This window comes from Glutamicibacter protophormiae, from assembly GCF_016894325.1.
GTDB lineage: Bacteria > Actinomycetota > Actinomycetes > Actinomycetales > Micrococcaceae > Glutamicibacter > Glutamicibacter protophormiae.
Genome location: NZ_CP069808.1, coordinates 20,583 through 44,941, shown reverse-complemented (window position 1 = coordinate 44,941; position 24,359 = coordinate 20,583). Strand labels below are relative to the sequence as shown.

Annotated in this window: 29 protein-coding genes and 1 pseudogene; 10 read left to right on the top strand and 20 right to left on the bottom strand. The window is 61.1% G+C overall.

Going from position 1 to position 24,359, the window contains the following annotated elements; genetic code table 11:
- The first annotated feature begins 72 nt into the window (after positions 1-72).
- The 3 genes and pseudogenes from JQN66_RS18415 (at position 73) to JQN66_RS18410 (ending at position 1,996) form a co-directional block, all read left to right on the top strand.
- A protein-coding gene (locus JQN66_RS18415) for an IS3 family transposase (protein ID WP_226557223.1) occupies positions 73-1,268 on the top strand; the annotation gives its coding sequence in 2 pieces (ribosomal slippage) (positions 73-355 and positions 355-1,268; 1,197 coding nt in all).
- 322 nt (positions 1,269-1,590) lie between these two features.
- Positions 1,591-1,689, top strand: a pseudogene (locus JQN66_RS18770) (hypothetical protein); the annotation flags it as partial.
- Positions 1,690-1,750: 61 nt separating this feature from the next.
- Positions 1,751-1,996, top strand: coding sequence for a type IIL restriction-modification enzyme MmeI (locus tag JQN66_RS18410; RefSeq protein WP_196600466.1), 246 nt, complete (start codon positions 1,751-1,753; stop codon positions 1,994-1,996).
- 175 nt (positions 1,997-2,171) lie between these two features.
- On the opposite strand, the gene erm is transcribed toward JQN66_RS18410, so the two are convergent.
- Both erm and JQN66_RS18765 read right to left on the bottom strand, forming a co-directional pair.
- Positions 2,172-3,026 (bottom strand): 23S ribosomal RNA methyltransferase Erm, encoded by an 855-nt coding sequence (erm, locus tag JQN66_RS18405; RefSeq protein WP_204677819.1) that lies wholly within the window; start codon positions 3,024-3,026, stop codon positions 2,172-2,174.
- Between the two features lie 97 nt (positions 3,027-3,123).
- The gene (locus JQN66_RS18765; protein WP_011116968.1) at positions 3,124-3,171 is read right to left on the bottom strand and encodes an erythromycin resistance leader peptide; all 48 of its coding nucleotides are present in this window, start codon (positions 3,169-3,171) and stop codon (positions 3,124-3,126) included.
- A 202-nt stretch (positions 3,172-3,373) separates the two neighbouring features.
- Between JQN66_RS18765 and JQN66_RS18395 the strand changes: the two genes are divergently transcribed.
- Positions 3,374-4,569, top strand: a protein-coding gene (locus JQN66_RS18395; RefSeq protein ID WP_226557223.1) for an IS3 family transposase whose coding sequence is annotated in 2 segments (ribosomal slippage) — positions 3,374-3,656 and positions 3,656-4,569 — 1,197 coding nt in all. Because the reading frame shifts where the segments join, the coding sequence is not laid out codon by codon here.
- 87 nt (positions 4,570-4,656) lie between these two features.
- Positions 4,657-4,974, top strand: a complete 318-nt coding sequence (locus JQN66_RS18390) for a hypothetical protein (protein ID WP_239464254.1) — start codon at positions 4,657-4,659, stop codon at positions 4,972-4,974.
- Between the two features lie 73 nt (positions 4,975-5,047).
- Here the strand turns inward: JQN66_RS18390 and JQN66_RS18385 are convergent, their stop codons facing one another.
- From JQN66_RS18385 to JQN66_RS18375, 3 genes are read right to left on the bottom strand one after another with little or no spacing between them, the layout of a single operon-like run.
- The gene (locus tag JQN66_RS18385; protein WP_204677815.1) at positions 5,048-5,908 is read right to left on the bottom strand and encodes a hypothetical protein; all 861 of its coding nucleotides are present in this window, start codon (positions 5,906-5,908) and stop codon (positions 5,048-5,050) included.
- A gap of 15 nt (positions 5,909-5,923) precedes the next feature.
- Complete coding sequence (locus JQN66_RS18380; RefSeq protein ID WP_204677813.1) at positions 5,924-7,639, bottom strand: relaxase/mobilization nuclease domain-containing protein; 1,716 nt, start codon at positions 7,637-7,639, stop codon at positions 5,924-5,926.
- Entirely contained in the window at positions 7,636-8,046 is a 411-nt protein-coding gene (locus JQN66_RS18375; RefSeq protein ID WP_326965372.1) for a MobC family plasmid mobilization relaxosome protein, read from the bottom strand. The genes JQN66_RS18380 and JQN66_RS18375 overlap by 4 nt, the downstream gene beginning before the upstream one ends.
- Positions 8,047-8,289: 243 nt before the next feature.
- Between JQN66_RS18375 and JQN66_RS18370 the strand changes: the two genes are divergently transcribed.
- Positions 8,290-8,685: a hypothetical protein gene (locus JQN66_RS18370; protein WP_204677809.1), complete on the top strand. Its 396-nt coding sequence runs from the start codon at positions 8,290-8,292 to the stop codon at positions 8,683-8,685.
- Positions 8,686-9,112: 427 nt separating this feature from the next.
- Here the strand turns inward: JQN66_RS18370 and JQN66_RS18365 are convergent, their stop codons facing one another.
- The 5 genes from JQN66_RS18365 to JQN66_RS18345 all read right to left on the bottom strand — a co-directional run bounded on the left by JQN66_RS18365 (position 9,113) and on the right by JQN66_RS18345 (position 13,214).
- The gene (locus tag JQN66_RS18365; RefSeq protein WP_183645216.1) at positions 9,113-10,342 is read right to left on the bottom strand and encodes an IS110 family RNA-guided transposase; all 1,230 of its coding nucleotides are present in this window, start codon (positions 10,340-10,342) and stop codon (positions 9,113-9,115) included.
- A 267-nt stretch (positions 10,343-10,609) separates the two neighbouring features.
- A complete protein-coding gene (locus JQN66_RS18360) occupies positions 10,610-11,095 on the bottom strand; it encodes a DUF2975 domain-containing protein (protein ID WP_204677807.1) in 486 nt (161 codons plus the stop codon).
- 123 nt (positions 11,096-11,218) lie between these two features.
- Positions 11,219-11,893, bottom strand: coding sequence for an energy-coupling factor transporter transmembrane component T family protein (locus tag JQN66_RS18355; RefSeq protein ID WP_204677805.1), 675 nt, complete (start codon positions 11,891-11,893; stop codon positions 11,219-11,221).
- Positions 11,893-12,612 carry an energy-coupling factor ABC transporter ATP-binding protein gene (locus tag JQN66_RS18350; protein WP_420870955.1) on the bottom strand — a complete coding sequence of 240 codons (720 nt, stop codon included), beginning with the start codon at positions 12,610-12,612 and terminating at the stop codon, positions 11,893-11,895. Before JQN66_RS18350 ends, JQN66_RS18355 begins: the two co-directional genes overlap by 1 nt.
- On the bottom strand, positions 12,609-13,214 hold the full coding sequence (locus JQN66_RS18345; RefSeq protein ID WP_204677803.1) for a biotin transporter BioY: 606 nt from the start codon (positions 13,212-13,214) through the stop codon (positions 12,609-12,611). Before JQN66_RS18345 ends, JQN66_RS18350 begins: the two co-directional genes overlap by 4 nt.
- 15 nt (positions 13,215-13,229) lie before the next feature.
- On the opposite strand from JQN66_RS18345, the gene JQN66_RS18760 reads away from it, so the two are divergent.
- The 4 genes from JQN66_RS18760 to JQN66_RS18325 all read left to right on the top strand — a co-directional run bounded on the left by JQN66_RS18760 (position 13,230) and on the right by JQN66_RS18325 (position 17,430).
- Complete coding sequence (locus JQN66_RS18760) at positions 13,230-13,283, top strand: chloramphenicol resistance leader peptide (protein WP_011113070.1); 54 nt, start codon at positions 13,230-13,232, stop codon at positions 13,281-13,283.
- Positions 13,284-13,304: 21 nt separating this feature from the next.
- Positions 13,305-14,480, top strand: a complete 1,176-nt coding sequence (gene cmx, locus JQN66_RS18335) for a chloramphenicol efflux MFS transporter Cmx (protein WP_204677723.1) — start codon at positions 13,305-13,307, stop codon at positions 14,478-14,480.
- Entirely contained in the window at positions 14,480-15,469 is a 990-nt protein-coding gene (locus tag JQN66_RS18330; RefSeq protein ID WP_012359994.1) for an IS481-like element IS5564 family transposase, read from the top strand. The genes cmx and JQN66_RS18330 overlap by 1 nt, the downstream gene beginning before the upstream one ends.
- Positions 15,470-15,831: 362 nt before the next feature.
- Entirely contained in the window at positions 15,832-17,430 is a 1,599-nt protein-coding gene (locus tag JQN66_RS18325) for an ABC-F family ATP-binding cassette domain-containing protein (protein WP_204677801.1), read from the top strand.
- 217 nt (positions 17,431-17,647) lie between these two features.
- On the opposite strand, the gene JQN66_RS18320 is transcribed toward JQN66_RS18325, so the two are convergent.
- From JQN66_RS18320 to JQN66_RS18270, 10 genes are all read right to left on the bottom strand, one after another.
- Positions 17,648-18,877: an IS110 family RNA-guided transposase gene (locus JQN66_RS18320; protein ID WP_183645216.1), complete on the bottom strand. Its 1,230-nt coding sequence runs from the start codon at positions 18,875-18,877 to the stop codon at positions 17,648-17,650.
- 216 nt (positions 18,878-19,093) lie between these two features.
- Positions 19,094-19,771 carry a recombinase family protein gene (locus JQN66_RS18315; RefSeq protein WP_204677799.1) on the bottom strand — a complete coding sequence of 226 codons (678 nt, stop codon included), beginning with the start codon at positions 19,769-19,771 and terminating at the stop codon, positions 19,094-19,096.
- Entirely contained in the window at positions 19,768-20,568 is an 801-nt protein-coding gene (locus tag JQN66_RS18310; RefSeq protein WP_204677797.1) for a Fic/DOC family protein, read from the bottom strand. The genes JQN66_RS18315 and JQN66_RS18310 overlap by 4 nt, the downstream gene beginning before the upstream one ends.
- Positions 20,569-20,572: 4 nt before the next feature.
- Positions 20,573-20,812, bottom strand: a complete 240-nt coding sequence (locus tag JQN66_RS18305; RefSeq protein WP_204677795.1) for an antitoxin VbhA family protein — start codon at positions 20,810-20,812, stop codon at positions 20,573-20,575.
- Positions 20,813-21,099: 287 nt separating this feature from the next.
- The gene (locus tag JQN66_RS18300; RefSeq protein WP_204677793.1) at positions 21,100-21,429 is read right to left on the bottom strand and encodes a DMT family transporter; all 330 of its coding nucleotides are present in this window, start codon (positions 21,427-21,429) and stop codon (positions 21,100-21,102) included.
- Complete coding sequence (locus tag JQN66_RS18295; RefSeq protein WP_204677791.1) at positions 21,426-21,773, bottom strand: DMT family transporter; 348 nt, start codon at positions 21,771-21,773, stop codon at positions 21,426-21,428. The genes JQN66_RS18300 and JQN66_RS18295 overlap by 4 nt, the downstream gene beginning before the upstream one ends.
- Entirely contained in the window at positions 21,770-22,276 is a 507-nt protein-coding gene (locus JQN66_RS18290; protein ID WP_204677789.1) for a TetR/AcrR family transcriptional regulator, read from the bottom strand. The genes JQN66_RS18295 and JQN66_RS18290 overlap by 4 nt, the downstream gene beginning before the upstream one ends.
- A 106-nt stretch (positions 22,277-22,382) precedes the next feature.
- A complete protein-coding gene (locus tag JQN66_RS18285) occupies positions 22,383-22,751 on the bottom strand; it encodes a hypothetical protein (protein WP_204677870.1) in 369 nt (122 codons plus the stop codon).
- Between the two features lie 409 nt (positions 22,752-23,160).
- Positions 23,161-23,913, bottom strand: coding sequence for a hypothetical protein (locus JQN66_RS18275; protein ID WP_204677868.1), 753 nt, complete (start codon positions 23,911-23,913; stop codon positions 23,161-23,163).
- On the bottom strand, positions 23,910-24,359 hold the full coding sequence (locus JQN66_RS18270; protein WP_204677866.1) for a DUF192 domain-containing protein: 450 nt from the start codon (positions 24,357-24,359) through the stop codon (positions 23,910-23,912). The genes JQN66_RS18275 and JQN66_RS18270 overlap by 4 nt, the downstream gene beginning before the upstream one ends.

The window sequence follows — 24,359 nt, the reverse complement described above, 5'->3', positions numbered from 1 at the left end:
GGACCTGACCCCCGTTAGGTAGACACCTCTGATTCCAGCCAGTGTGGTTGGGAAGGAAGGTAATCTACCACCATGCCCCGCAAGGTTTACACGGAACAGTTCAAGCGCGACGCCGTCGCGATGTTCGAGTCGAACCCGGATACCTCAATGCGCAAGGTCGCAGAAGAACTCGGAATCAATCGCTCGACTTTGGGATGCTGGTACAAGCAATTCGGCACTAACGTCGCCAAGGATGAAGATGCAGCGTCACCCGTAGAAAAGCTTGCTGATGCGGAAAGAATCCGCCAGCTAGAACGCGAAAACAAAAGGCTTCGTGAAGAGCGCGATATTCTGCGTAAGGCCGCGAAGTATTTTGCGGAAGAGACGACCTGGTGATCCGCTTCCAGTTCGTTGACGACAATCTCGCCGACTACTCGGTCAAGCGGATGTGCACAGTCCTGGGGCTAAATCGGTCTTCGTATTACAAGTGGAAGAACTCGGCTCCACGGCGCCGTGCGCGCCTTGTAGATGACGCTGTGGTGGCCGCGGAGATCCAGGCAATTTTCGACGCTGAAAACGGCGTCTGGGGCGCTCGTCGCATCACTGCTGAACTCAACGACCGCAAGCGCGACAACGGCACTACACCTCCGGCTAAGCGCATCAATCGCAAGAGAGTGGCTCGTTTGATGCGGGCCCAGAACCTGTTCGGATTTCAAAAGAAGCGCAGGGTCAAGACCACTGCGCGTGACAAAGGCCGGCGCGTGTTCGCAGACTTGGTGAACCGTGATTTCACAGCCTGTGCTGCCAATCGTGTGTTGGTTGGCGATATTACGTATCTGCCGATCGCAGACGGGGCGAACATGTACTTAGCAACAGTGATTGATTGCTTTTCTCGCAAGCTTGTCGGCTTTGCTATCGCAAATCACATGCGTACCGAACTGGTAGAAGAGGCCCTCGAAAACGCTTCCCACCTGCGAGGAGGTCTTGATGGTGCGATTTTCCACTCGGATCATGGAAGCGTGTATACCTCGTCGCAGTTCCAGGCAACATGCAAGCGCTTGGGCGTTGCCCAGTCGATGGGCGCGGTGGGAACCAGCGCGGATAATTCGCTCGCCGAGTCGTTCAACGCAGCTTTAAAGCGGGAGGTCCTCAAAGATGCGAAGACCTTCGCCAATCAACTGATCTGCCGCAGAGACGTCTTCCGGTGGTGCGTGCGCTACAACACGTGCCGTCGGCACACTTGGTGCGGGTACCAAACTCCCGATGAGTTCGAGTCCCAAGCCGCTTAAGGTCTGATAGGCTTACACCTACTTTTGTTCACCCCACGGTGTCTACTTTCCGGGGGTCGGGCCCGATTGAGGGTGTGAATCCCACTGTCGTGGGTTTGATGGGGTAGTCGATGTTGCGGAAGCCTTGGCATCGGCGTGGGTTGTGCTCTGTGCGTTGTTTCAAAAACGGGTTTCATCAAACGGAACAAAACCTGGGGCACTTCAGACTTGTTCGGCGAGATACGCCAACCTGCCACAGATTATGTAGTTACTCCTCGCCACGTTAGTGAAACCCGCAAATACTGGACTGCTCAAACCAACTCTCCCTCAGTAATCCGCGGCGATGCCAACATGCTGGTATCTGACCCCAGACGGGCGACAATTCGGCTTCATTTCTTCATCGATGTTCATCATTTGGCAAAGAACTCTAGGCGGAAGAATCAAATCGGATTATCGTTTCTCCAGCATCCTGATGTGGAACACCTTCCCCGTCCCAGAACTCGATGAAGCTACTCAGAAGCGCATCATCAAGGCTGGGCAGAAAGTTCCTCGACGTTCGCGCGCTGCACCCGGAGCGATCTCTTGCCGAGCACTACAACCCGCTGGCCATGGCACCAGAACTGGTGAAGGCGCATGACGCGCTCGATCGGGAAGTGGATAAAGCAATGGGGGCGGCGCGCAAGCTCACTTCGGAGCGTCAGTGCCAGAAGCTGCTGTTTGCCGATTACGCGAAACTCACCAACAATTAACCCAACGCTTGTTCGAACATGCCGCGCCCATGTTTTGGGATGTGGTCCATGGTCGCGAACATGATTTTCCTCAACGAGTACAACGAACCCCGCGAGCTGTCCGTGATCGATACGTCTACGGCCAGACTTCGCTCACTTTTTAGTACTACTGGTGGATTTCGGTTTTGGTGGGGGATTAACGCCGCCGGATTCGGTTTTTCCGTTGAGGAGGTCGTTGACTACTTCCCGATGGTGAAATGGGTCGATGGTGCGGTGAAGAGGAACCAGTCACCTGGAAGAGATCGATCCAGTCGCTGGTGCACAATCTGGGAGGTAGGGTCGCGGGGTCGATTCCTCGCGAGCGCAACCATGATTGTGTTTCTGAACGTGATGAAAACATCCCTGCCCTTCGGAGAATTTCCCCTATCCCGCGGCCCCGGGCGGTGAAAACGGTGTGCACCATCGCTTGAAAGGCTTTGCGCTGCTTTATCGGAATCTTCGGGTCATCCACCCGGCGGATCACTAAGATCCCCCCGTCAACGTTTGGCTGTGGCCGCAAAGCAGACCTCGGTACCCGGGAACCAAGGTGAAATGTGAACCATGGGGACCACTGAGCCGTCATCATCGTGCTTGCGCCTACTCCGGCCCGGCGGCGAGCGACTTCCCACTGCATGAGGAGTACAGCGTCAGTCCATGCCGGCGCATGCAGCAACTTTCGAAGAATGGCAGTGGTGAGGTGAAAGGGAATGTTTCCCACAATGACGCAGGGAGTGGCGGGTAACCGGAAGTTAAGGAAATCATCATGGACCACTTCGACCGTCGCCGAGGAGGTTTCTTGTGTGAGTTTGGCAGCTAGTTTTGCGTCCACTTCAACTGCCGTTATCGCCCTCCCCAAGTGGGCCATCGGGTGAGTGAGGGCACCGCTTCCTGGTCCTATCTCAATGATGGGGCCGGAGGTTTGTTTTACAAGATCGATGATGGAGTTGATGAACTTGTGGTCGGTGAGAAAATTTTGGCCATGTTCGTGACGGCCGTGTCCGTATGCAGACATCAGGTGTGCTCCTTGGAGTTGAAAGGAGCCGGGCATGGCAAATGGCCGCCCGGCTAAAGGACCGGAGTGGTTTTTAACCTACGGGTAGGAAACCGCCTTAGCGGTTGGTGCGCAACCGCAGGAAAGCGGTACCTGAAATCAACATGGGGCTATTATATCCGAGCGGGTCAAGTTGTTTGTGTGGGGTTTGGTTTATAGGTATTTGTCGAAGCGGTCCGGGTAGGCGACGGCCATTTGGTTGATGGCTTGTTTCCATCCGGAAACGTTCCCGCCTTGGACCTGACCCCCGTTAGGTAGACACCTCTGATTCCAGCCAGTGTGGTTGGGAAGGAAGGTAATCTACCACCATGCCCCGCAAGGTTTACACGGAACAGTTCAAGCGCGACGCCGTCGCGATGTTCGAGTCGAACCCGGATACCTCAATGCGCAAGGTCGCAGAAGAACTCGGAATCAATCGCTCGACTTTGGGATGCTGGTACAAGCAATTCGGCACTAACGTCGCCAAGGATGAAGATGCAGCGTCACCCGTAGAAAAGCTTGCTGATGCGGAAAGAATCCGCCAGCTAGAACGCGAAAACAAAAGGCTTCGTGAAGAGCGCGATATTCTGCGTAAGGCCGCGAAGTATTTTGCGGAAGAGACGACCTGGTGATCCGCTTCCAGTTCGTTGACGACAATCTCGCCGACTACTCGGTCAAGCGGATGTGCACAGTCCTGGGGCTAAATCGGTCTTCGTATTACAAGTGGAAGAACTCGGCTCCACGGCGCCGTGCGCGCCTTGTAGATGACGCTGTGGTGGCCGCGGAGATCCAGGCAATTTTCGACGCTGAAAACGGCGTCTGGGGCGCTCGTCGCATCACTGCTGAACTCAACGACCGCAAGCGCGACAACGGCACTACACCTCCGGCTAAGCGCATCAATCGCAAGAGAGTGGCTCGTTTGATGCGGGCCCAGAACCTGTTCGGATTTCAAAAGAAGCGCAGGGTCAAGACCACTGCGCGTGACAAAGGCCGGCGCGTGTTCGCAGACTTGGTGAACCGTGATTTCACAGCCTGTGCTGCCAATCGTGTGTTGGTTGGCGATATTACGTATCTGCCGATCGCAGACGGGGCGAACATGTACTTAGCAACAGTGATTGATTGCTTTTCTCGCAAGCTTGTCGGCTTTGCTATCGCAAATCACATGCGTACCGAACTGGTAGAAGAGGCCCTCGAAAACGCTTCCCACCTGCGAGGAGGTCTTGATGGTGCGATTTTCCACTCGGATCATGGAAGCGTGTATACCTCGTCGCAGTTCCAGGCAACATGCAAGCGCTTGGGCGTTGCCCAGTCGATGGGCGCGGTGGGAACCAGCGCGGATAATTCGCTCGCCGAGTCGTTCAACGCAGCTTTAAAGCGGGAGGTCCTCAAAGATGCGAAGACCTTCGCCAATCAACTGATCTGCCGCAGAGACGTCTTCCGGTGGTGCGTGCGCTACAACACGTGCCGTCGGCACACTTGGTGCGGGTACCAAACTCCCGATGAGTTCGAGTCCCAAGCCGCTTAAGGTCTGATAGGCTTACACCTACTTTTGTTCACCCCACGGTGTCTACTTTCCGGGGGTCGGGCCCCTGGATATGCTCTCTGGTGGTCATTGCTGACCATCAGCCTCATGGCGCTATGGTGCTTGGGCCGCAATACCTTCAAGCACGTCATGCCTTCTGAAAACGTTCTGTCGGGCTCTGCCAAGGCCTTGGTGGCCAGCTTGCCCGCTGCCGTCGTGGCTCTGGCCATCATCAGCACTCCCTCCATCCTGATTTCTGCGATGTACCCACACGCACAGACGAGTGCCTGGCTGTGGCTCTGGGCTGTGCCTGCTGGCCTTGGAGCGCTGTTTATCGGCTTCCTGGTCTTGGGCTTGCTGGTGAAGCTCGTACGCCGGTTGGAACCGATGCCATCGCCTGCAACGTAGCAAGCAACGCAAAGGAGGGACCGCACCTGGTAGGTGCGGTCCCTCTCTGTGTTGTGGGTCGTGGGTTCGGTTCTCACCGATCCAGGCCCGCTCGTTGGACTTGGGTGCCGTGGCCGCGGGTCTTGCGGGCCTTGGGTGCTTTGGCCTTCCCGGCGCCCTTGACAGCCTCGGTGGCGGGCTTGCCCTGGCTGACGTCAGCCCGCATGCGCGTGGCCACCACCTCGCGGTCGATGCCCTGGGCTTCGAGACTCTGAGCGGTGCCTACGCGACGCTCGGCACTGTCGTAGACGGTGCGCCCGTCCTCTCGGGCACGGTCGGCCTGTGCCTCGCGCTGTTCAGCTTCGGCGGCAGCACGCACGCGTTCCTCGGGGTCCGGCTCATGCTCGGCAGCCGCCCGGGATTCCTCGGCCCGGCGCTCGTCCTGGTCTGCCATCGTCATCAGCCGTTGCGCTTCGGCTCGTTCCAGCTCGGAGCGTGACTGTTCGGCGGCCGCAGCCGCCCGCTCATGCTCCGACCTGGCCAGCTCGCGTTGGACAGCCTGGCGTACTGCCTCGGGGTCCGCTCCCGCATTCTCGACGTCTACCGAGTAGCGGGTGCGCAGCTCATCACGCATTCTCTGTTCAGCTCGAACCGCTTCGGGTTCCTCCTTGGACCAGGCTCGGGCCACCTGGTAGGTGTGGCCGATCTGCTCCGGGGTGGCCCGGTCCCACCACTCGGCGCGATGAACGTTGCTCATCTCCGCCCGGGCGGCGCGCTGTTCTGCGGCGAACCGGGATTGCAGCTCGCGGGCATCCTGCTCGCTGGCCGCTTGCGCTCGGCGCAAGGCGTCCTCGCGGGCTCTGGCCATCCGTTCGGCAATTTGCCCGGCAGCGGTGACCAGGACCCTCAATTGGCCTTCGAAGGCTTCCTCAATTCCATCTGTTTCCTCGGCCATGATCGGCCCCCTTTTCTATCGTTCCGGGCCGCGGTCCATACCCGGCTTGGTGGTCTGATGGGTCTTGGCTGGTTCGATCTTGTTGGGGATGGGTGAAGCCGCCGCGGTGGCGGGCTTACCCTGCCCGGCGTGCAGCCGGTCAAGCATGGCCTGCGCCTCGGGATCAAGCGTGCACGGGCGTTCAATGGTTGCCGTGGCGGTGCCATTGGCGCTGGCTGCGGTAGGCACCTGAGGCATGGCATCACGAACGCGGACCAGCCGCGCGCGGGTCTCCTCGGCCAGCAGCTTCGCTTGCCGTGCCTGCTGTCCTGCCACGGAAGCGTCATACACTGCCTGGGTCAGACGCAAGAGCTGGCGCACCATTGCCGCCTGGGCGACAGTGCCCTGTCCCCCATGGGCAGCGCTGGCCAAGAGCATGGCTGCACCGGACAGGGCCACCGTGCCGGCCTTTTCAGGGCTCACGGTACGCTCATACGTTTGCGCCGAACGGGACAGCGCTTCGGCCGCGGCAGCGAGGTCTCCGGGCGTGCTCTCGGTCGCGTTGGACCAGGCGGCCAAGGCCCCGGAGGTTTGACGCGCCACGGTCGCCCAGGTGTCACGGTCATCGACTGGGACAGCACGCAGCCGGTCCACCAGCTCACGCAGTTCAGCGTTGCGCTGATCCCACAATTCCGGATTGGGCTCGTGCGCTTCGCGGCCCGGCGCGACAATGCGGCGGCCGCGCTTAGCGGCATTCCATTCGGCGGCGGCCTCGGTCGCTCCGGTGGGAGTATCGGGCCAGCCATCACGTAGCCTCGGCAGCGTCAGATCACGGCCAAGGTGTCCCCCGCCGTACCAGATCGGCCGTTCTCCGGCTTCGGGACGTTCGGCCACGGAATAGCCGGTCACAACATCAGTTCGTCCGTCGGCAAACCGGGCGCGGACCAACAGCCCGTCACGGCGCATCCGGCGCACGAACTCCGCTTCGCTACTACTTGCCGTCGATGCAGCTCGCACCTTCAAGGAAAGCAGGAAACGGGGTTGGTCGGCGCGCAGCTCGGCAGCGATGTGTGCCTTGCGCTCCGACCCGGAAAGGCTCTCCCAGGATGGGGCCTTCTTGCCCTGCTTGGTCCGGGTACGTTCGTACTTTGCTCGGGCGCGGGAACGTGCCTGGGCTTCGCGTTCGGCAGGATCGTAACCGCGGGTAGCGCGTTGGGCCTGGGCAGATTCCAGGGGTTCCAAACCATGCTCTACTTCAAGAGCACGCGCGGCGGCCTGCGCGCGGCGGAAGTCGTTATGGACGGAGGCCTTGGTGCCATCCTCACGAACCAGGTTCACCGCCAGGTGTATGTGGTCGTTGCCGTTCTTCGAGACTCCGTGGTGCACGGCAACCCAACGGCACGGGGCCTTAGTCCCCTCGTTGTCGTCGAATCCCATGGCCTTCACGAAATCGTTGGCGATCGCGTTCCACTTTTCATCGGACAGCGCCCCTTCATCGGCACGCAGCGACAGGGAGCAGTGCCAGACATGGCCGCCGTTGACCTCCACTTCGTAGGCCTTGCGCGGACGGTCGAGGTGTCGGGCAATGGCCAGCGCAGCATCACGGCTCAGTTCGGCGTCATCGTGCCAGGCCATCATGGCCGCGTCACCGGCTACAAGGTGCGGTTCAGTGTGTTCATTGGAGCGGCCGGGGCCAGCCAGGTAAGTCATCAATCCGGCCATGCGATCACCGCGCACGATGTTCGGCATCATGACAAGCTCAACCCATCAATTGCCGCATCAATGCGTTCGGCAACTTCACGAACCTTGGCCAGTGTCGAGACGGTGGCAGGCTCCACCTCACCAGTGGCGTTCGCATGTCGGGCGATCTGGTTCACGTTGTTGGAAATGGCCGCCAGCAACCGATGCAACGCGAACAGTTCCGCCATCGCTTGCTTTCGCTGCGTGGGTGTTTCGGAGGACTCCGAAGCCAGAGCCGATTCCACCAGGAGGCGAGGAATTGTGACGTGCTGGGCCTCGGCCAGCCGAAGCAACATGCCTTCTTCTTCCGGCGTCACCTTCACCTTGTGATGGTGCTGCCGACCGCCTTCGACGTTGGCACGACGTCGGCGCGCGAACAAGCGACCTGTGGGAGTCTGCTCGTCACCCAACGGGATCACCTTCTTTCGGCCCAGCGCAGCGACCCCGCCTAATGCGGGGACCACACTTCTAGTGTGCCCCATCCTCGACACGAAGTCGAGGACAAAGCGACTTAGGGGACCTAAGTCTATAGCTTGCTCCGTCTGGGACACCGATCCGGTTTTCTCGCGTTGGCAGACGCGAGCGGTTGCGGCTCCGCCGCGACTTCTCTTTTAAGTCGATGAAACATCGACGCGCCCGTGCATCTTCCGTACGATGGACGTATGGCTAAGGAACCGAGTATTGAAGAAGCAGTGGAGCGCGCCCGGCGTGCACAGGAAGATCGAATTAGCGCCATCCGCTTGGTCGGAGAAGCGCGCCAGAATCTCGCAGATGTGCGCGAGGAGACGGCCCGAGAACTTGCCGAACTGCAAGCCCAGATTGCGAAACGAATTGCCGATGCTGAGCGTGAGGACGTCAAGGCGTTCAACGCTGCAATGACGGCCGGGTGGTCAGTCGAGGAGCTGCGCAAAATCGGCTACGCCGAGCCGGACAAGAAGGTGCGCGCCCGTCGGCGCTCCACGCGTAAAACCGGCCCGAAGTCTGCTGCGCAGTCCGATCCAGGTTCCGACAAAAAAGACGCCCCTCAGGGCGTCGAAGAATCGTCGTCGCGATCGTGATCCAGCCCCCTGACCACCTGTGGACGGCACAAGATATTTCCTTCGGTCTTGTCCCGCCCACAGGTGGACAGCGGGACCCTGGCTGACCGCCCGCACACCGGCCGCAAGTCACCTTTGCATCGATACGTTGCAGTAAGAATATCGCGGCCCGTGCACGGCCTCGGTGGTGGTGGTTCCCCTCCCCCCGATGCCCAAATGATTACACACCACAGACCCCCGTCAAGGGCGCTTCGCGTCACTGCGTGATGCGGCTACGCCGCACCCTGGACGGGGGTCTGTGGTGTGCAGGGCGGCATTTATCGGGGGGTGTCCCTATGTTTTTCGTCAAGGCTTTGGAGGGATTTTCTTCAAAGTTTTTTGGGCCACTGTTTTTGGGCAGAGGTAGGTGGCTGGCGGTGCGTGTCCGCCAGCTGACAGCTCGGAACGGTCAGGCGGTTTTCGGGGTTGGGGCTTCGTAGAATGTGCCGTCCCGGAGCATCGCGAAGAGAACGTCGCAACGCCTGCGCGCGAGGGCGATGAGGGCTTGGTTGTGTCGTTTGCCTTCGGCGCGTTTCCGGTCGTAGTAGGCCCGTGAGAGAGGGTCTTTCAGAGCCGCGAACGCGGAGAGAAAGAAAGCCCGCTTGAGGGACTTGTTCCCTTTCTTGGAGGGGTGATCGCCTCGGATCGAGGTTCCGGAGCGCCACGTCACCGGGGCCAGCCCAGCGTAGGAGGCGAGGTGGCCGGAGGTCTGGAATTCCTTACCCGCAACTTCGGTGATGATGCGGGCTTCCGTCCTGACCCCGACCGCCGGCATAGAGGTCAGGACGGCATGAAGAGGGTGATCCTCCACGAGGGTTTCAACCTGAACGAGGAGCTCGTCACGGGCCGTGCGTAGCTGCTTGAGCATGGCAGCGAGCTGCGGCAATACGATGCTCGCGGCACCAGTTCCAGCGACTACCACGGTCTGCTCATCTAGGGCGGTGAAGATCTCGGTAGCCCAGCGTTTCCCAGCCCGCGGCGCATACTTCAAAAGCAAGGCCGTGACTCGGTTCTGGCCGGCCTTGCGGAGCTTATCCGGAGACGGATATTTGATCAGCAATTCGGCCATGGCGGGGTGATCGAGGTGCTTTCCCACCACCCGCTCCAGTGCCGGGTGGATCTGGGTCAACAACCCCCGAATCCGGTTCGAGGTTGCCGTTGCCTGCTTCGCCAGATCGTCATCGAAACCGCAGAGCATCGATAGTTCGGCGGCTTGCTCATCGGCGACGACGATGGAACGCAGGGTGTGTGGCAGGCTTCGGGCGGCTTCAGCAATGATGGCAGCGTCTCGAGCATCTGTCTTGGCTTCTCCGGGATGTAAATCCGCGATGCGGCGCATCGCCAGCCCGGGAATGTAGCCGACCAGTATTCCCTCGGCCTGGGCCACAGCAACGGGCAGGGCGCCGATGGTCGAGGGCTGATCAACGACCAACAACACGGTGCCTTTGCCGGCCACGGCCTTGATGATGGCACGGAGTTTGGCCTCGTCTTGGGGCAGTGCACGGTCGAGGATTTTCTTGCCCGTACGGTCGATCGCGACCGCATGGTGATTGCTCTTACCGACATCGACGCCGATGAAGATATCGACGTCCTCGTGGTTCTTGATCAACGCAAACCTCCCAGAAATAGTGTCATTCATTTCGGTGTTGGCTTGTCCTACGGCGGCAAGGCTCGGCATCCACGTTACGGCTGACCTGCACGGCGGTTCATTGTGCTGGTCCGGTCCCCATTAGCGATCCCCTGGCGCCTATCGAATCCCGGTGACAACACCCCCCGGATCATTGATGACTGGGGGACTTAATCATGCCGGGACCGACAGGCCAACCACCCCAAATCCTACTTATTTATGGGGCTACTAAAAAGGTAACGGGGAGCCGAAGGCTGAGATGGGCATTGATCGGTTCCCTCAGAATGCGGGAAAGGCGTGCTCCAAACCTCCGTGAAGAGTCCGTGCGTCCAAGTGGCGTTTCACTGACTTCCTGAAGATGAGCGCGCCTGCGCCCAAGCCCAAAGAGACGAGGAGGCCGAAGAGAGTGGCGGGACTGCCAAGGGTGGTGAAGAAGCAGGCATGCGCAAAGATACCCACCATGACAATGGCTGTGAAAACCAGGCTGGCTGTTATGAATTCAATCCGTCCCATTGCTGAACTGGTGAGGCTTCCCTCTTGCTTCGCGATCGCGAGTATTTTCCACCCTGCCAACAGGGCTAGCTCAACGCCCACAACCGCAACAATGAATGCAACCATGTAGGGAATGGCCAAGGACGCAGCCTCGGGATAGACGGACGCGTAGCTCACGGCCGTTAAAGGGATGACGAAGAGTTGGGCCATCAGGGCACCAAGAGCGAGTATGCCGATCACGATACGCAAGCTTGGAATCTGCTGGATGTTCATGAGCTAACCCTCGTGGCACGTTCAGTAATAGTCAATGGTGTCCCAGACCAAAGGGGGCTCAACACCAGTGCCGAAGCCGCGGCTTCCCTCTCATGCGCGAGGTAGCCGCGGCGGTAGCCAGCGTCAGGTGGGGGAGTCGCCGTCGTACTCTGAATACTCGGGGCTGGGATCGCCCAGGCCACGGGCGGCCAGTGCCTCACCCGTGGCCCGGGCGTACCCCACGGTGGCGATGACCACGGGCAGCGAACGGGCCAGCAAGTTGCGTTCCAGACCCCGGGCGCGGGCTGCGTCCCGAACATCGGCAAACGCACCAATCACAAACGGGATGCTGCGCAGCATCAGGGCAACCGTGAGTGAGAACCGGTCCGGGTCCGCACCGAAGCGCTCTAGCGGCCGGACCAGTGCGGCCAACCCATCCAAGAGTTCGTCCACAGGAGTGGAAGCAGTCAGAACATTGGAAGCTAGTACCGTGGCCACGATGGCGGCAATGACCTGCCATGCCGTCCACGGACCGTGCTGCCACCACTGATAGGTGGCAATGAGCGCCAAGAAGATCAGCATCATCCGGACAGCTCGCCACATCCGCTGCCAAGACAAGCCAGTAACAAAATGGGCAGCTATCACCAGCACCATGGTTGCCGTGGTGGTAACAGCGCCCACGAGGACTGAAATTAGTGGAGATGCCAGGCACAGCACGGCAACGGCGAACAATAGGGCGGCCTTGAGCGCAAGCGGCGTACGGTGAATGAGCGAGTCGCCGGGAACGTACCCGGCAACCATGAAAGCGTGACCGCGCACTAGCCCGCCATCTCCTGGTAAGCGGCAATGGCCTGGTGAGGATCGCCGTCGAACGCTACCTGGCCTTGATCGATCACCAAAGCACGGTCAAAAGTGGCGGCCAGAGAGAGATCGTGGGTGGACATGATGACCTGTTGTGGCAGGCCATTCAGGCGCTGCATGAGCTGGCGAGTGTTACGCAGATCCAGCAGCGTGGAGGGCTCATCCAACACCAAAATGTCCGGATCAACGGCCAAGACAGTTGCTAGTGCGGTCAGCTGCCGCTCGCCACCAGAGAGCTCGTAAATACTGCTCTGTGCAAGATGTTCCAGCCCGTAACTCGCCAAGATGGCCAGCGCCTTGTCCCGGCGCTCCTTTTTACCCAACTTCTGACGGCGCAAGGACAGCTCGAGGTCCTCCTGCGGCGTGGGCATGACCAGTTGCGAGAGGGGATCGGTGAAGACAAACCCCACGCTGCGCCGAACGGCCGCCACATCACTATGAGTGCTGCGGCCGTTCACGGTGACCGTGCCAGTGGTGGGCAGGAGCAGCCCGTTCAGGAGCCGCAACAGGGTTGATTTGCCGGAGCCGTTGGCGCCAATGATGGCGACTCGCTGCTCGGTCAACGTCAGGGAAACGGGGGCCAGGATTTGCTTTGCTTGCTGCGTGCGGGGATCTGCTGGCGGCACGGTGACTCCAGCCTGAGCCAGAACAATGCCGCGGTTTGAGGAATCAGTCACCGTTGGCGGCGCACCAAAAGATCAGGGAAGGCCCGGTGCAGGCTCAGCGCAATGACGACGGCAAGCACGTTCTTGATGATGTCGCCGGGGAGGTAAATGGCATCGGCACCCACGGCCGTGGCCCAATTCATGCCCTTCATAACAAAGCCCACAATGCCAAAGACGTGGATTACGACGGTTCCGGCCATTGCTGCCCCGAACAAGGCCGCGGCGCGCCACCGGCTACGAACGGCCAACGTTGCCAGCAAACCAATAACCGCTGCGCCGAAGATGAAGCCCACAATGTAGCCAGCTGACGGGCTGGCGAGGACGGCCGGTCCTGCGCGGAAGCCGCTAAAGATGGGCAGGCCAATGAGCCCCAACAGTACGTACAGGCCAACGGCGGCGGTGCCGCGGGCAAAGCCCAGAACTAGTTGTGATGTCCAGGGACGTTGTTCTGGCCCCCGCCCGTAATGACACCGTGCCGATTCAAGAAGTATCTGTCCAGACCGCTCGCCATTGAAGGCATGGTAGAGTTTGGGGCATGTCGAGTCCCGAATCAGACAGGTCAGGGGTTGTCGGTCACACCGCCAGCCCCTTGAACCACTAGTTACGACGCCCACGATCTGTGTGGGCGTATGTCTGGCGTACCCGGGGCGCTGGCCGTGGTGACAAGAAGAACCATTTCTTGATCTCACACCTCGGAGTACTCGATGCCTTTTGCCCTCTACATGCTTGCCCTGGCGGTCTTCGTCATGGGCACTTCAGAATTCATGCTCGCGGGATTGCTCCCCGCGATCGCGACCGAACTTGACGTCTCGGTCGGCACTGCGGGCCTGCTGACCTCCGCATTCGCAGTCGGTATGGTCGTCGGCGCGCCAGTGATGGCGGCATTCGCTCGCCGTTGGCCACCGCGGCTCACATTGATCGTTTGCCTTCTCGTGTTCGCGGGAAGCCACGTCATCGGAGCGATGACACCAGTGTTCTCTCTCCTGCTCATCACCCGGGTGCTCAGCGCTCTCGCAAACGCAGGACTCCTCGCCGTAGCACTGAGCATGGCCACTACCCTCGTGCCAGCGAACCAGAAGGGGCGTGCACTGTCGATCCTGCTCTCCGGCACGACGATCGCAACCGTCGTGGGCGTCCCCGCCGGGGCACTGCTCGGCACAGCGCTGGGCTGGCGAACGACGTTCTGGGCGATCGCCATCCTCTGTATTCCTGCGGCCGTTGGAGTCATTCGTGGCGTCACGAACAATGTTGGTCGGAGCGAGACTAGCGCGACCTCACCAAGGCTCCGTGTCGAGCTCAGCCAGTTGGCGACGCCGCGGCTCATCCTGGCCATGGTACTCGGAGCGCTGATCAACGGAGGGACCTTTGCGGCATTCACCTTCCTGGCACCCATCGTGACCGAGACCGCGGGCTTGGCCGAAGCGTGGGTGTCCGTCGCGCTGGTGATGTTCGGCATCGGATCGTTCCTTGGCGTCACGATCGCAGGACGACTATCAGATCAACGACCTGGCCTCGTGCTCGCAGTCGGCGGACCGCTATTGCTGACAGGCTGGATCGTGTTGGCAGTGGTCGCATCTCATCCCGTCGCGCTTATCGTCCTCGTCCTCGTTCAGGGATTCCTGTCGTTCGGCGTCGGCAGTACTCTGATCACGCGTGTGCTGTATGCAGCATCGGGTGCGCCAACGATGGGCGGTTCGTACGCAACCGCAGCATTGAATATCGGAGCTGCAGCGGGGCCCGTGCTTGGTGCGCTCGGGCTCGCGACCGGGCTGGGGCTGCTCGCGCCGGTTTGGGTCGCTTCGGTGCTGACAGCGATCGCTCTCGTCATCATGCTTCTCACCAGACGCGCGCTTACGAAGACCGCGGCGGAGGCCAATTGATGACCCATCCGAACGCTCTTCTCACTCCTCGTGCCCGTCTCCGGTTAGCCCGGCTGATTGTCGAAGACGGCTATCCGGCCACGATCGCCGCAAAGATGTTCATGGTCTCCCCGATCACTGCCCGGAAATGGGCAGGCCGCTACCGGGAAGAGGGTGAGTTTGGGATGCAGGATCGCTCCAGCAAGCCGCACCGGATCCCAGGCAGGACGCCCGAGCATGTCAAGAAGAAGATCATCAACCTGCGCTGGCGGCTTCGACTGGGGCCAGCCCAGATCGCTGCGCGACTTGGTCTCTCGACGTCGACTGTTCACGCGGTCCTCGTCCGTTGCCGCGTGAACCGCCTCTCGCATATCGATCGTGTCACTGGCGAGCCATTGCGGCGATATGAGCATCCTCATCCGGGATCGTTGATTCATGTCGATGTCACGAAGTTCGGCAACATCCCCGACGGCGGTGGACATCGTTACGTAGGTCGGCAGCAAGGCGCACGGAACAAGCTCGCGACTCCGGGATTACCACGAGGAAAAGATCACAAGCCGCGCACCGGGACGGCGTTCGTTCACACAGTCATCGACGACCACTCCCGCGTCGCATACGCAGAAATCTGGTCGGATGAGCAGGCGAGCACAGCGGTGGGAGTTCTCGAACGCGCCGTGGCCTGGTTCGCCGAACGAGGCGTGACCGTCGAGCGAGTCCTATCCGACAACGGGTCGGCATACAGATCCCACGCATGGAGGGACTTCTGCGCTCGGCTCGGCATCCGACACAAGCGGACACGCCCCTACCGGCCGCAGACGAACGGGAAGATCGAGCGATTCCACCGCACGCTCGGGGACGGCTGGGCCTATGCCAGGTTTTACGGTTCAGAGGCCGAACGACGCCTGGCGCTGCCCGGCTGGCTCCACTTCTACAACCACCACCGACACCACTCTGCGATTGGCGGCGTACCCTTCGACCGACTCAACAACGTCCCTGGACATCACAACTAGTCCACACATTGCAACGACCAAGGTTTGCAAGGTGATGGCCACGCCGAAGGGGCCCACATTGATGCCGGGAACGGCAATCGAGGCGGCCAGGAGTGCGGCGAAAACGGCAATGAGGGAAAGGTCCATGGCGCCCCAGCGCTGGCGGCGGCGGCCCGGATTGGCGGTGTGCCCAATCTGTGAGGCGGACTCAGACGTCTTTGTCTGGCGTGATGTTCGATTCATTCTTAGTACTTTCTTCGCGGGGGATTCTCGTTGTGCCGGAACGTCGTTAGACTAAGGAGGTTGTCCAACGCCCTTGGCAAGCACTTGCTGGTTGCGGCTGGCGTGTTCGGCACCTACCCATTCTTTGAAAGGTTACTACGTTGATTACGGTCCAAGACCTTGAGTTACGCGCCGGAGCGCGGTTGCTCATGGACGAAGTGTCATTCCGCATCGACAAAGGTGACAAGGTTGGGCTGGTGGGGCGCAACGGTGCCGGCAAGACCACGTTGACCCGTGTCCTCGCCGGAGAAGGTCTTCCAGCCGGTGGCAAGGTCACCCGTTCCGGTGAAATTGGCTACCTCCCGCAGGACCCCCGCACCCCTGACATGGAGCAGTTGGCCAAGGACCGGATCCTTTCGGCTCGTGACCTGGACAAGGTCATTACCAAACTGCGCAAGGCCGAGACTGACATGGCCAGCGACGACACCAACATTCGTGACAAGGCCATGCGTCGCTACGATCGCTTGGAGCAGGAGTTCCTCGCAGGTGGCGGTTACGCTGCCGAGGCCGAGGCTGCCGCGATCTCTTCCAACCTTGCCTTGCCCGAACGAATCCTGAACCAGCCGTTGAAGACTCTTTCCGGTGGTCAGCGCCGCCGCGTTGAGCTGGCGCGAATCCTCTTCTCCGGCGCACAGACCATGCTGCTCGATGAGCCCACCAACCACTTGGACGCCGATTCCATCTCCTGGTTGCGTGACTTCCTCAAGAGCCACCAGGGCGGGCTGATTGTGATCAGTCACGATACTGAACTGCTTGAAGCCACCGTCAACAAGGTCTACCACCTGGACGCGAACCGGGCCACGATTGACCAGTACAACCTGGGCTGGAAGAAGTACCTGGCCCAGCGTGAAACCGATGAACGTGCCCGACGCCGGGAACGCGCCAACGCGGAAAAGAAGGCTGGCGTCCTGATGGACCAAGCCAACAAGATGCGCGCCAAGGCCACCAAGGCCGTGGCAGCGCAGAACATGGCCAAGCGTGCCGAGCGTCTGCTGGCCGGACTGGAAGAGGTGCGCGCCCAGGACAAGGTGGCAGCGCTGCGCTTCCCCGATCCTTCGCCGTGTGGCAAGACCCCGCTCATGGCTGAAGGTTTGAGCAAGTCCTATGGCTCGCTGGAAATCTTCACCGATGTCAGCCTGGCCATTGACCGTGGTTCCAAGGTGGTCATCTTGGGCCTCAACGGTGCTGGAAAGACCACGCTGCTGCGCATGCTTGCGGGCGTGGCTAAGCCGGACACTGGTGAGATCATTGCCGGTCACGGCCTGAAGGTGGGCTACTACGCCCAGGAGCATGACACCCTGGACGTCACCCGCACGGTTCTGGAAAACATGCGCTCCGCAGCCGGTGACATGAACGACGCCGAAGTTCGCGGCATCCTCGGCTCCTTCCTGTTCTCCGGTGACGATGTCAACAAGCCGGCCGGGGTACTCTCTGGCGGCGAGAAGACACGCCTGGCCTTGGCGACGATCGTGGCGTCCAGCGCCAATGTGTTGCTGCTGGATGAGCCCACGAACAACTTGGACCCCGCCAGCCGCGCCGAAATTCTTGGTGCCCTAAAGAACTACACCGGCGCCGTAGTGCTTGTCAGCCACGATGAAGGCGCCGTGGAGGCCCTGGATCCCGAGCGTGTGGTGCTCCTGCCCGACGGTGACGAGGACCTCTGGAACCCGGACTACCTGGACCTAATCACCCTGGCCTAGTTTCACCGCTCACAAGAAGTACGACGGCGGGTGGTTCCCTTGGAAATCAAGGGAACCACCCGCCGTCGTTGGTTGGGCACAGTGGTGGGCCGGGTGGTGTCCCTATGTTTTTCGTCAAGGCTTTGGAGGGATTTTCTTCAAAGTTTTTTGGGCCACTGTTTTTGGGCAGAGGTAGGTGGCTGGCGGTGCGTGTCCGCCAGCTGACAGCTCGGAACGGTCAGGCGGTTTTCGGGGTTGGGGCTTCGTAGAATGTGCCGTCCCGGAGCATCGCGAAGAGAACGTCGCAACGCCTGCGCGCGAGGGCGATGAGGGCTTGGTTGTGTCGTTTGCCTTCGGCGCGTTTCCGGTCGTAGTAGGCCCGTGAGAGAGGGTCTTTCAGAGCCGCGAACGCGGAGAGAAAGAAAGCCCGCTTGAGGGACTTGTTCCCTTTCTTGGAGGGGTGATCGCCTCGGATCGAGGTTCCGGAGCGCCACGTCACCGGGGCCAGCCCAGCGTAGGAGGCGAGGTGGCCGGAGGTCTGGAATTCCTTACCCGCAACTTCGGTGATGATGCGGGCTTCCGTCCTGACCCCGACCGCCGGCATAGAGGTCAGGACGGCATGAAGAGGGTGATCCTCCACGAGGGTTTCAACCTGAACGAGGAGCTCGTCACGGGCCGTGCGTAGCTGCTTGAGCATGGCAGCGAGCTGCGGCAATACGATGCTCGCGGCACCAGTTCCAGCGACTACCACGGTCTGCTCATCTAGGGCGGTGAAGATCTCGGTAGCCCAGCGTTTCCCAGCCCGCGGCGCATACTTCAAAAGCAAGGCCGTGACTCGGTTCTGGCCGGCCTTGCGGAGCTTATCCGGAGACGGATATTTGATCAGCAATTCGGCCATGGCGGGGTGATCGAGGTGCTTTCCCACCACCCGCTCCAGTGCCGGGTGGATCTGGGTCAACAACCCCCGAATCCGGTTCGAGGTTGCCGTTGCCTGCTTCGCCAGATCGTCATCGAAACCGCAGAGCATCGATAGTTCGGCGGCTTGCTCATCGGCGACGACGATGGAACGCAGGGTGTGTGGCAGGCTTCGGGCGGCTTCAGCAATGATGGCAGCGTCTCGAGCATCTGTCTTGGCTTCTCCGGGATGTAAATCCGCGATGCGGCGCATCGCCAGCCCGGGAATGTAGCCGACCAGTATTCCCTCGGCCTGGGCCACAGCAACGGGCAGGGCGCCGATGGTCGAGGGCTGATCAACGACCAACAACACGGTGCCTTTGCCGGCCACGGCCTTGATGATGGCACGGAGTTTGGCCTCGTCTTGGGGCAGTGCACGGTCGAGGATTTTCTTGCCCGTACGGTCGATCGCGACCGCATGGTGATTGCTCTTACCGACATCGACGCCGATGAAGATATCGACGTCCTCGTGGTTCTTGATCAACGCAAACCTCCCAGAAATAGTGTCATTCATTTCGGTGTTGGCTTGTCCTACGGCGGCAAGGCTCGGCATCCACGTTACGGCTGACCTGCACGGCGGTTCATTGTGCTGGTCCGGTCCCCATTAGCGATCCCCTGGCGCCTATCGAATCCCGGTGACAACACCCCCCGGATCATTGATGACTGGGGGACTTAATCATGCCGGGACCGACAGGCCAACCACCCCAAATCCTACTTATTTATGGGGCTACTAAAAAGGTAACGAGGGGGAAGAATGGTCTGAACCGTCAAGCGGTGCCTCATCGGGCACATGCTCGGACAGGACTCCATCAACAATCGAAGTGAACGCTGCGCGCTCCTCCTCGACGCGGGCCAGCGCCCTGGACACGGACGATGACCCGACTCCCAGCACCTTCGCGATGTGCGCGATGCTCTGCCCCTCGGCGCGCATCTTCGCCGCCGCTTCGGTCCGTTCCGCCGTCATCACCGAGGGTCGACCGCCGACACGTCCCTGGGCTCGCGCGTGAGCCAAGCCGCGGCGGGTATTCTCCCGAATCGTCGAGATACGAAGCTGGGCCAGCACGGCCATGATGCCCACGATGGCCTCACCCATGGGCGTGGACGTATCAACATCCAGGAAGGGCTCGGTGAGGCTCTTAATGCGCACGCCGCGGCGGCCCAAGTCTCGGATGATTTCAATCGCCATCAGCTCGCTGCCTGCGATGCGATCCAGGGCGCGGATCACGAGGGTATCGCCTGCCATGAGATGGTCCAGGCAGGCGATCCACTGCGGCCGGTCCTCGAACCGGCTGGACTCGCCACGATCCACATATACGCGGGCTGCCCCGGCCGCGCGCAGCTCGGCCTCCTGGGCCTCGGGGTTCTGTTCCCGGGTGCTCACTCGGGCATATCCAATAACGTGGCTCATCGTCCTATTCCTGGTCCGTTGGTGCCATAGCCGCGGCCAGGCCTAGCGGGGCCACGGGGCGGGGACTGCTGCCCTGTGGGAGCACTCCGGCCCGGTGCCTTGGGATAACTGGCGCTCAGTGGTGAGCGGGCCAGTGCCGCCGGGTCGACACCTGGCGTTGTCGTCGAGGTCCGCTCGACTGCGATGTGCCGGAACACCGGCACCAGCGAGTCCGGAACCACGTCGTACCGGCCAATATCCGGGCGGCTGAACTCCGATGCCTGGTTCCACACTTGCGGGCTCACTCGCGCATAGTCCAACGTAAAGCGGGACTGTTGGGCCACATGTTCCATGAACACTTTTGAGGAGCGCCCGTTGCCTTCCCGGAACGGATGGGCCTGGTTCACATGAGCAAAAACATTGGCTGCCGCGGCACCGAACTGGTCACGGTCCAACCGGCCCCAATCGGTCTGCTGTACCAGGCGCTTGGCATAGGCCAGGTAGCTGTCTATCTCGCCGGTATTCACATCAGCAAAGCCGCGCATCGTTCCGCTCTTAAGCATGTTCTGGGTGCGGTACTCCCCCGCCCACTCGTAGACGTCCTGGAACAAGTGCCGATGGATCGCGCGCAGGTGCTCGGCGTCGTACGTGTGGGCAACCAGGGAGGGGTCAGCGTTGAGCTGGCGCTGTCTTAGCGCGGTGGCGCTGTACTCGAATGAATGCAACGCGTTGGGGTCGCGAATGTCCGCGACATTGCGCATCGTCGAGTTGTCCGGTGGAGGATAGAAATACGACTCCCAGGTATCGAACCGAGCCACGCGCTTACCGTGCGGCTACAGCCGGTGCAGCACGCAGTGCAGCCTCATGGGCACGGCGCAGATACTCGGCCTCGTCGATCGCGCCGCGGGCCTCGTCGGTCAGGTTCTCGACGTCCTCGCGATTCGGGACCCAGCCCTCATGCCAGGCCGCGGCCAGCGACTGCCGAACGGCATTGCGTTGGTTGGCGTCGAGCTGCGCAAACAGTTCTGGCCAGCGTTCCTCAATATCAAACTTCTCGGCCATGGCCTGGCTCCTTCCAAGAAAATCGTCCTACTTCATTCTACCAAATCACCCGAAAACGGTATATAGATAGTTTCGGTTGGTTTTGGTTTCGGGCATAAGTTTCGGGCCGCCTCACCGCGGCGTGTCACTGGAAATAGTGAGTGCCAGGCAAGACGGCCCGAAAACGATCGTTTCCGGTCGCAACTTAGCTCCCGCGCGGGGTGGTTGCCACAAGGAGCGCCCGAAACGTAGATACAGCGCCTATCGGCGGGTGCTTCGACGATTCGCCTCTCCGCCGGTGATGTGGGTTAGTGCGCGGCGCCGAGTTCGATAAGTAGGACTCCACCGATGATGAGCATGATGCCGATACTCATCACCCAAGTGAGTGGTTCCTTGAAGAAGATCCGACTGAGGATCGCAGTGATCGCGACGCCGGCGGCCGCCCAGATCCCGTAGGCGATTCCGAGCGCGACGCCCTGGGCGAGCACCACGGAGAGCATCGTGAAGGCAAAGACGTATCCGACGGCAACGCCGATCCACCAAGGCTTCTTGCCGTCGCTGGCGAGTCGGAGTGAGACGGTGCCGGTAACCTCGCCGACGATGGCGCCGATGAGGGAGAGGAGTGCGAGAGCGGTCACGGAGTGATCTCCTGTGCCTTCTGGGCTGCTTGAGAGCCGAGTTCGACGAGCAGTACGCCACCCATGATCGCGGCGATGCCGATGCCCATGAGGAGAGTGAACGGCTCACCAAAGATGACGAGCGACATGATCGCAGTGAGCGCAACGCCGCTGGCACCCCAGATGCCGTAGCCGACGCCGAGGCCCATCCCCTTGCGCAGCGACATGAACAGCGCAAGGAACGCGCCAACGTAGCCGACGGCGACCACGGCATAGAAACCTGGTGCATCGAGCGCTGCCTTGAGGGAGAGAGAACCGCTCACCTCTAGGAATACGGCGAGGACAAGAAAGGACCATTTATTCATTCGGCCACCTCCTCTGCCAGTAGCTTTGTGGCCAGCGCAAGTACTTTGTTGCGGCCCTCGGCGGGAAGCTGGAGCATGCCGAGCGAACGGTTCAGCCATGCACCGTCGGCCATCAGTCGTACCGCCACCACACGCGGGTCGGTGGGGTCACCGAACCACGGAGACATGCGCTCTTCCCACAGGGCAGTGAGCTTGCCGCGGAGCCGGGGCTCGATGAGCACCGCCAGATCCGCAGCATCGAGCGCGCCGGTGAGAGCCCAGTCGACATACGCGCGCGTACGAGCGGTAGGCGAGTCTTCAGCAAGACGGAGACGTAGATCATGCTCCCATCTGTCAAGGAGATGATCGACGACAGCTACGGTGAGGACTTCCTTTGTGCGAAAGTGGTGCACGAGACCGGCCTTCGTCAGTCCAGCAGCACGCGCTACGGAGTCGAGGGTGAGAGGCTCGCCATGCCGGAGAACGTCGAGTGACGCGTCCAGAATCTCTATCTTAGAAAGCATGAGGAAAAACCTACCATACGTATGGTAGGTCGCGCAAGAGTGCATGCCCGTCGACATTCAAACGGCAGTGACTCGCTACCGGAAACGATCGTTAGTGGACAGGCCCCTACAGGGCGGCGCTAAGAAGAATCCAAATGTTCAAGACGGCAACTCCCCAGGACAGCAACGCCACGCCTTCGGGCAGCGTGAGGAACTGGGTGCTTCTGCTGTGTTCAGGGATGCCGCACCGTCGCAGGCCGTAGCAAGCTCTGGCGCATCGCCCTTCCGCGGTTCCGTTCCATGCGGTGCAGGTGCGCGTCAACCAAACTCCCAAGCCGAGGGGAAGCAGCACAAGCAAGACGGCGAACAGAATTGTCCCGGTGCTGATGGCGTCGGGGTTGCCATCCCAGACCGCGGCCAGGATGAACGCTGCCAGGACGTCGAGGCCGTCGACTCCTGTTGATACCGCTGCCGTCCGATAACGTCGCGTCTGCATCGATCCTCCTGAGGCTCGGCCAGAGCTTCCGGGGGAAGGAGTGGCCGTGCGGTACGGGGTAGGCATGAGATAGTTTCGGTCGAGCCGCGTCGAACTAGCGTACGGACATTTGGTTCCGGGCCGATGCTGGCCGACCTTGCATCGGTTGCTGTACTGGCACATGGTTACTCCCTACGTCGATGTTTCGTACACATAGACACATGCGTAGACGTCTACGATTCGGGTGATTCTCCGAAGTGTGCCCGCACTGCTTCGGCAATCAAGGCCCCGCGGCCTTTGCCTGTAGCGATGGCCAAACGATCCAGATACTCGGCTGTTTCCGGTGGGATTGGCGTTTTGGTCCAGGGTGGGTCGATGGGGTCGCGGCCTTCGTCCTGGGCTGGAATAATCTCTACGCCTCGGTTCGCCATTAGATGGCGTCCTGCGCGCGGGCGGTGTAGGTCATACCGGCCCGGCGCAGCGCGTCAGCCGGTGTACCCTCGGTCCAGTCCGGGGCTTCTCCGGTCATCGGCAAGGGCGTGTTTTTTCGTGCGAGCTCGTGCAGCTCGTCGGTGAACGGCTCCCAGGTGAGGGCGTCGGCGGGCTCGTCGATGGCTTCCACCTCGACGGTGAGCCCGCGCCTGGTCAGTTCTTGACGGATCGAAGCCAGGTAGGCCTCGCGGTAGGCTGCCTGGTCCTGTTCCCAGAGCCGGTCGATTTGCGCGGCGATGGCATCGGCGCGGGCAGCTTGTTCCTCGGTAAGGCTGTCGTCCTGCTCGTGCTTGATGGCCTGTCCGGATTCCTCGTCCCACAGTTGTTCCAGACCGAAGTCATAGAACACGCCCTCAACATCGAGGTGCAGGCGCACCGGCTCGGTCCGCCAGGTCAACAGCTCTTCCTCAGGGGTGGTGCTGCGGACGATCTGCCGCACATAGTCAGCTTCCCAGGAGCCGGGACGACCGGCCAGCAGCGTGTCAACGTCGCCAAGGTTTGCCGCCACGCTCGTGATGACGTGACAGGCGATCTCTCCAAAGTCGGCCGGTTCGGTGTGCTCATTGTCGGTTCCCGCACCGATGGTGCGTGTCGTACGTGCTGCCGCCGTGAGGGCGGCGATGGCCTGGGCGATGTAGTCGGCCCTGGTATCGGGCTGCGCTGGGGTGTCTGCGGGGTCGGTGGCGCTCATGGGGTTTCCTCTCGGATGGTCACGACGGTTCCGGCGTCGATGCCCGCGAGGGCACCGGCCCGGACTTCTAACAGTGCGTCGACGTCGTTAGGAGACGTCCAGCGCGGACAGCGATCTTGGTCGGCCTCAATGCAGGGTTCCAGGGTTTGCACAGCGATCACGCGGTGATCCGCGATCCAGGCGACGTCGATCGGGAATTTCATTCCGGCCATCCACACTTGGCGTTCTGATTGGCTGGCGAATGAAAACAGCATGCCCTGGCCCTCCGACAGCTCGGACCGGCCAGCCAGGCCCGTGCGCTGCTCGTCGGCAGTGCGGGCATGATCTACCTGGAATTCCAGGGCCGGGCCGAGAGTGACGAGGGCGGTCGCGGATTCCGGAGGCGTCGAAGCGCATCCGGCCAGCAGGGCAGACAAAGCCACTGCGGCGGCCGCGTGCGCCCGCAT

What these genes read in the sequence shown, in the direction of transcription:
- JQN66_RS18410 (WP_196600466.1), top strand. Translation starts at nt 1,751, where the DNA reads ATGAAGCTACTCAGAAGCGCATCATCAAGGCTGGGCAGAAAGTTCCTC.
- JQN66_RS18295 (WP_204677791.1), bottom strand. Translation starts at nt 21,773, where the DNA reads ATGAATAAATGGTCCTTTCTTGTCCTCGCCGTATTCCTAGAGGTGAGC.
- JQN66_RS18385 (WP_204677815.1), bottom strand. Translation starts at nt 5,908, where the DNA reads ATGGCCGAGGAAACAGATGGAATTGAGGAAGCCTTCGAAGGCCAATTG.
- JQN66_RS18380 (WP_204677813.1), bottom strand. Translation starts at nt 7,639, where the DNA reads ATGATGCCGAACATCGTGCGCGGTGATCGCATGGCCGGATTGATGACT.
- JQN66_RS18275 (WP_204677868.1), bottom strand. Translation starts at nt 23,913, where the DNA reads ATGAGCGCCACCGACCCCGCAGACACCCCAGCGCAGCCCGATACCAGG.
- JQN66_RS18370 (WP_204677809.1), top strand. Translation starts at nt 8,290, where the DNA reads ATGGCTAAGGAACCGAGTATTGAAGAAGCAGTGGAGCGCGCCCGGCGT.
- JQN66_RS18290 (WP_204677789.1), bottom strand. Translation starts at nt 22,276, where the DNA reads ATGCTTTCTAAGATAGAGATTCTGGACGCGTCACTCGACGTTCTCCGG.
- JQN66_RS18270 (WP_204677866.1), bottom strand. Translation starts at nt 24,359, where the DNA reads ATGCGGGCGCACGCGGCCGCCGCAGTGGCTTTGTCTGCCCTGCTGGCC.
- JQN66_RS18360 (WP_204677807.1), bottom strand. Translation starts at nt 11,095, where the DNA reads ATGAACATCCAGCAGATTCCAAGCTTGCGTATCGTGATCGGCATACTC.
- erm (WP_204677819.1), bottom strand. Translation starts at nt 3,026, where the DNA reads ATGTCTGCATACGGACACGGCCGTCACGAACATGGCCAAAATTTTCTC.
- JQN66_RS18285 (WP_204677870.1), bottom strand. Translation starts at nt 22,751, where the DNA reads ATGCAGACGCGACGTTATCGGACGGCAGCGGTATCAACAGGAGTCGAC.
- JQN66_RS18305 (WP_204677795.1), bottom strand. Translation starts at nt 20,812, where the DNA reads ATGGCCGAGAAGTTTGATATTGAGGAACGCTGGCCAGAACTGTTTGCG.
- JQN66_RS18330 (WP_012359994.1), top strand. Translation starts at nt 14,480, where the DNA reads ATGACCCATCCGAACGCTCTTCTCACTCCTCGTGCCCGTCTCCGGTTA.
- JQN66_RS18315 (WP_204677799.1), bottom strand. Translation starts at nt 19,771, where the DNA reads ATGAGCCACGTTATTGGATATGCCCGAGTGAGCACCCGGGAACAGAAC.
- JQN66_RS18320 (WP_183645216.1), bottom strand. Translation starts at nt 18,877, where the DNA reads ATGAATGACACTATTTCTGGGAGGTTTGCGTTGATCAAGAACCACGAG.
- JQN66_RS18365 (WP_183645216.1), bottom strand. Translation starts at nt 10,342, where the DNA reads ATGAATGACACTATTTCTGGGAGGTTTGCGTTGATCAAGAACCACGAG.
- cmx (WP_204677723.1), top strand. Translation starts at nt 13,305, where the DNA reads ATGCCTTTTGCCCTCTACATGCTTGCCCTGGCGGTCTTCGTCATGGGC.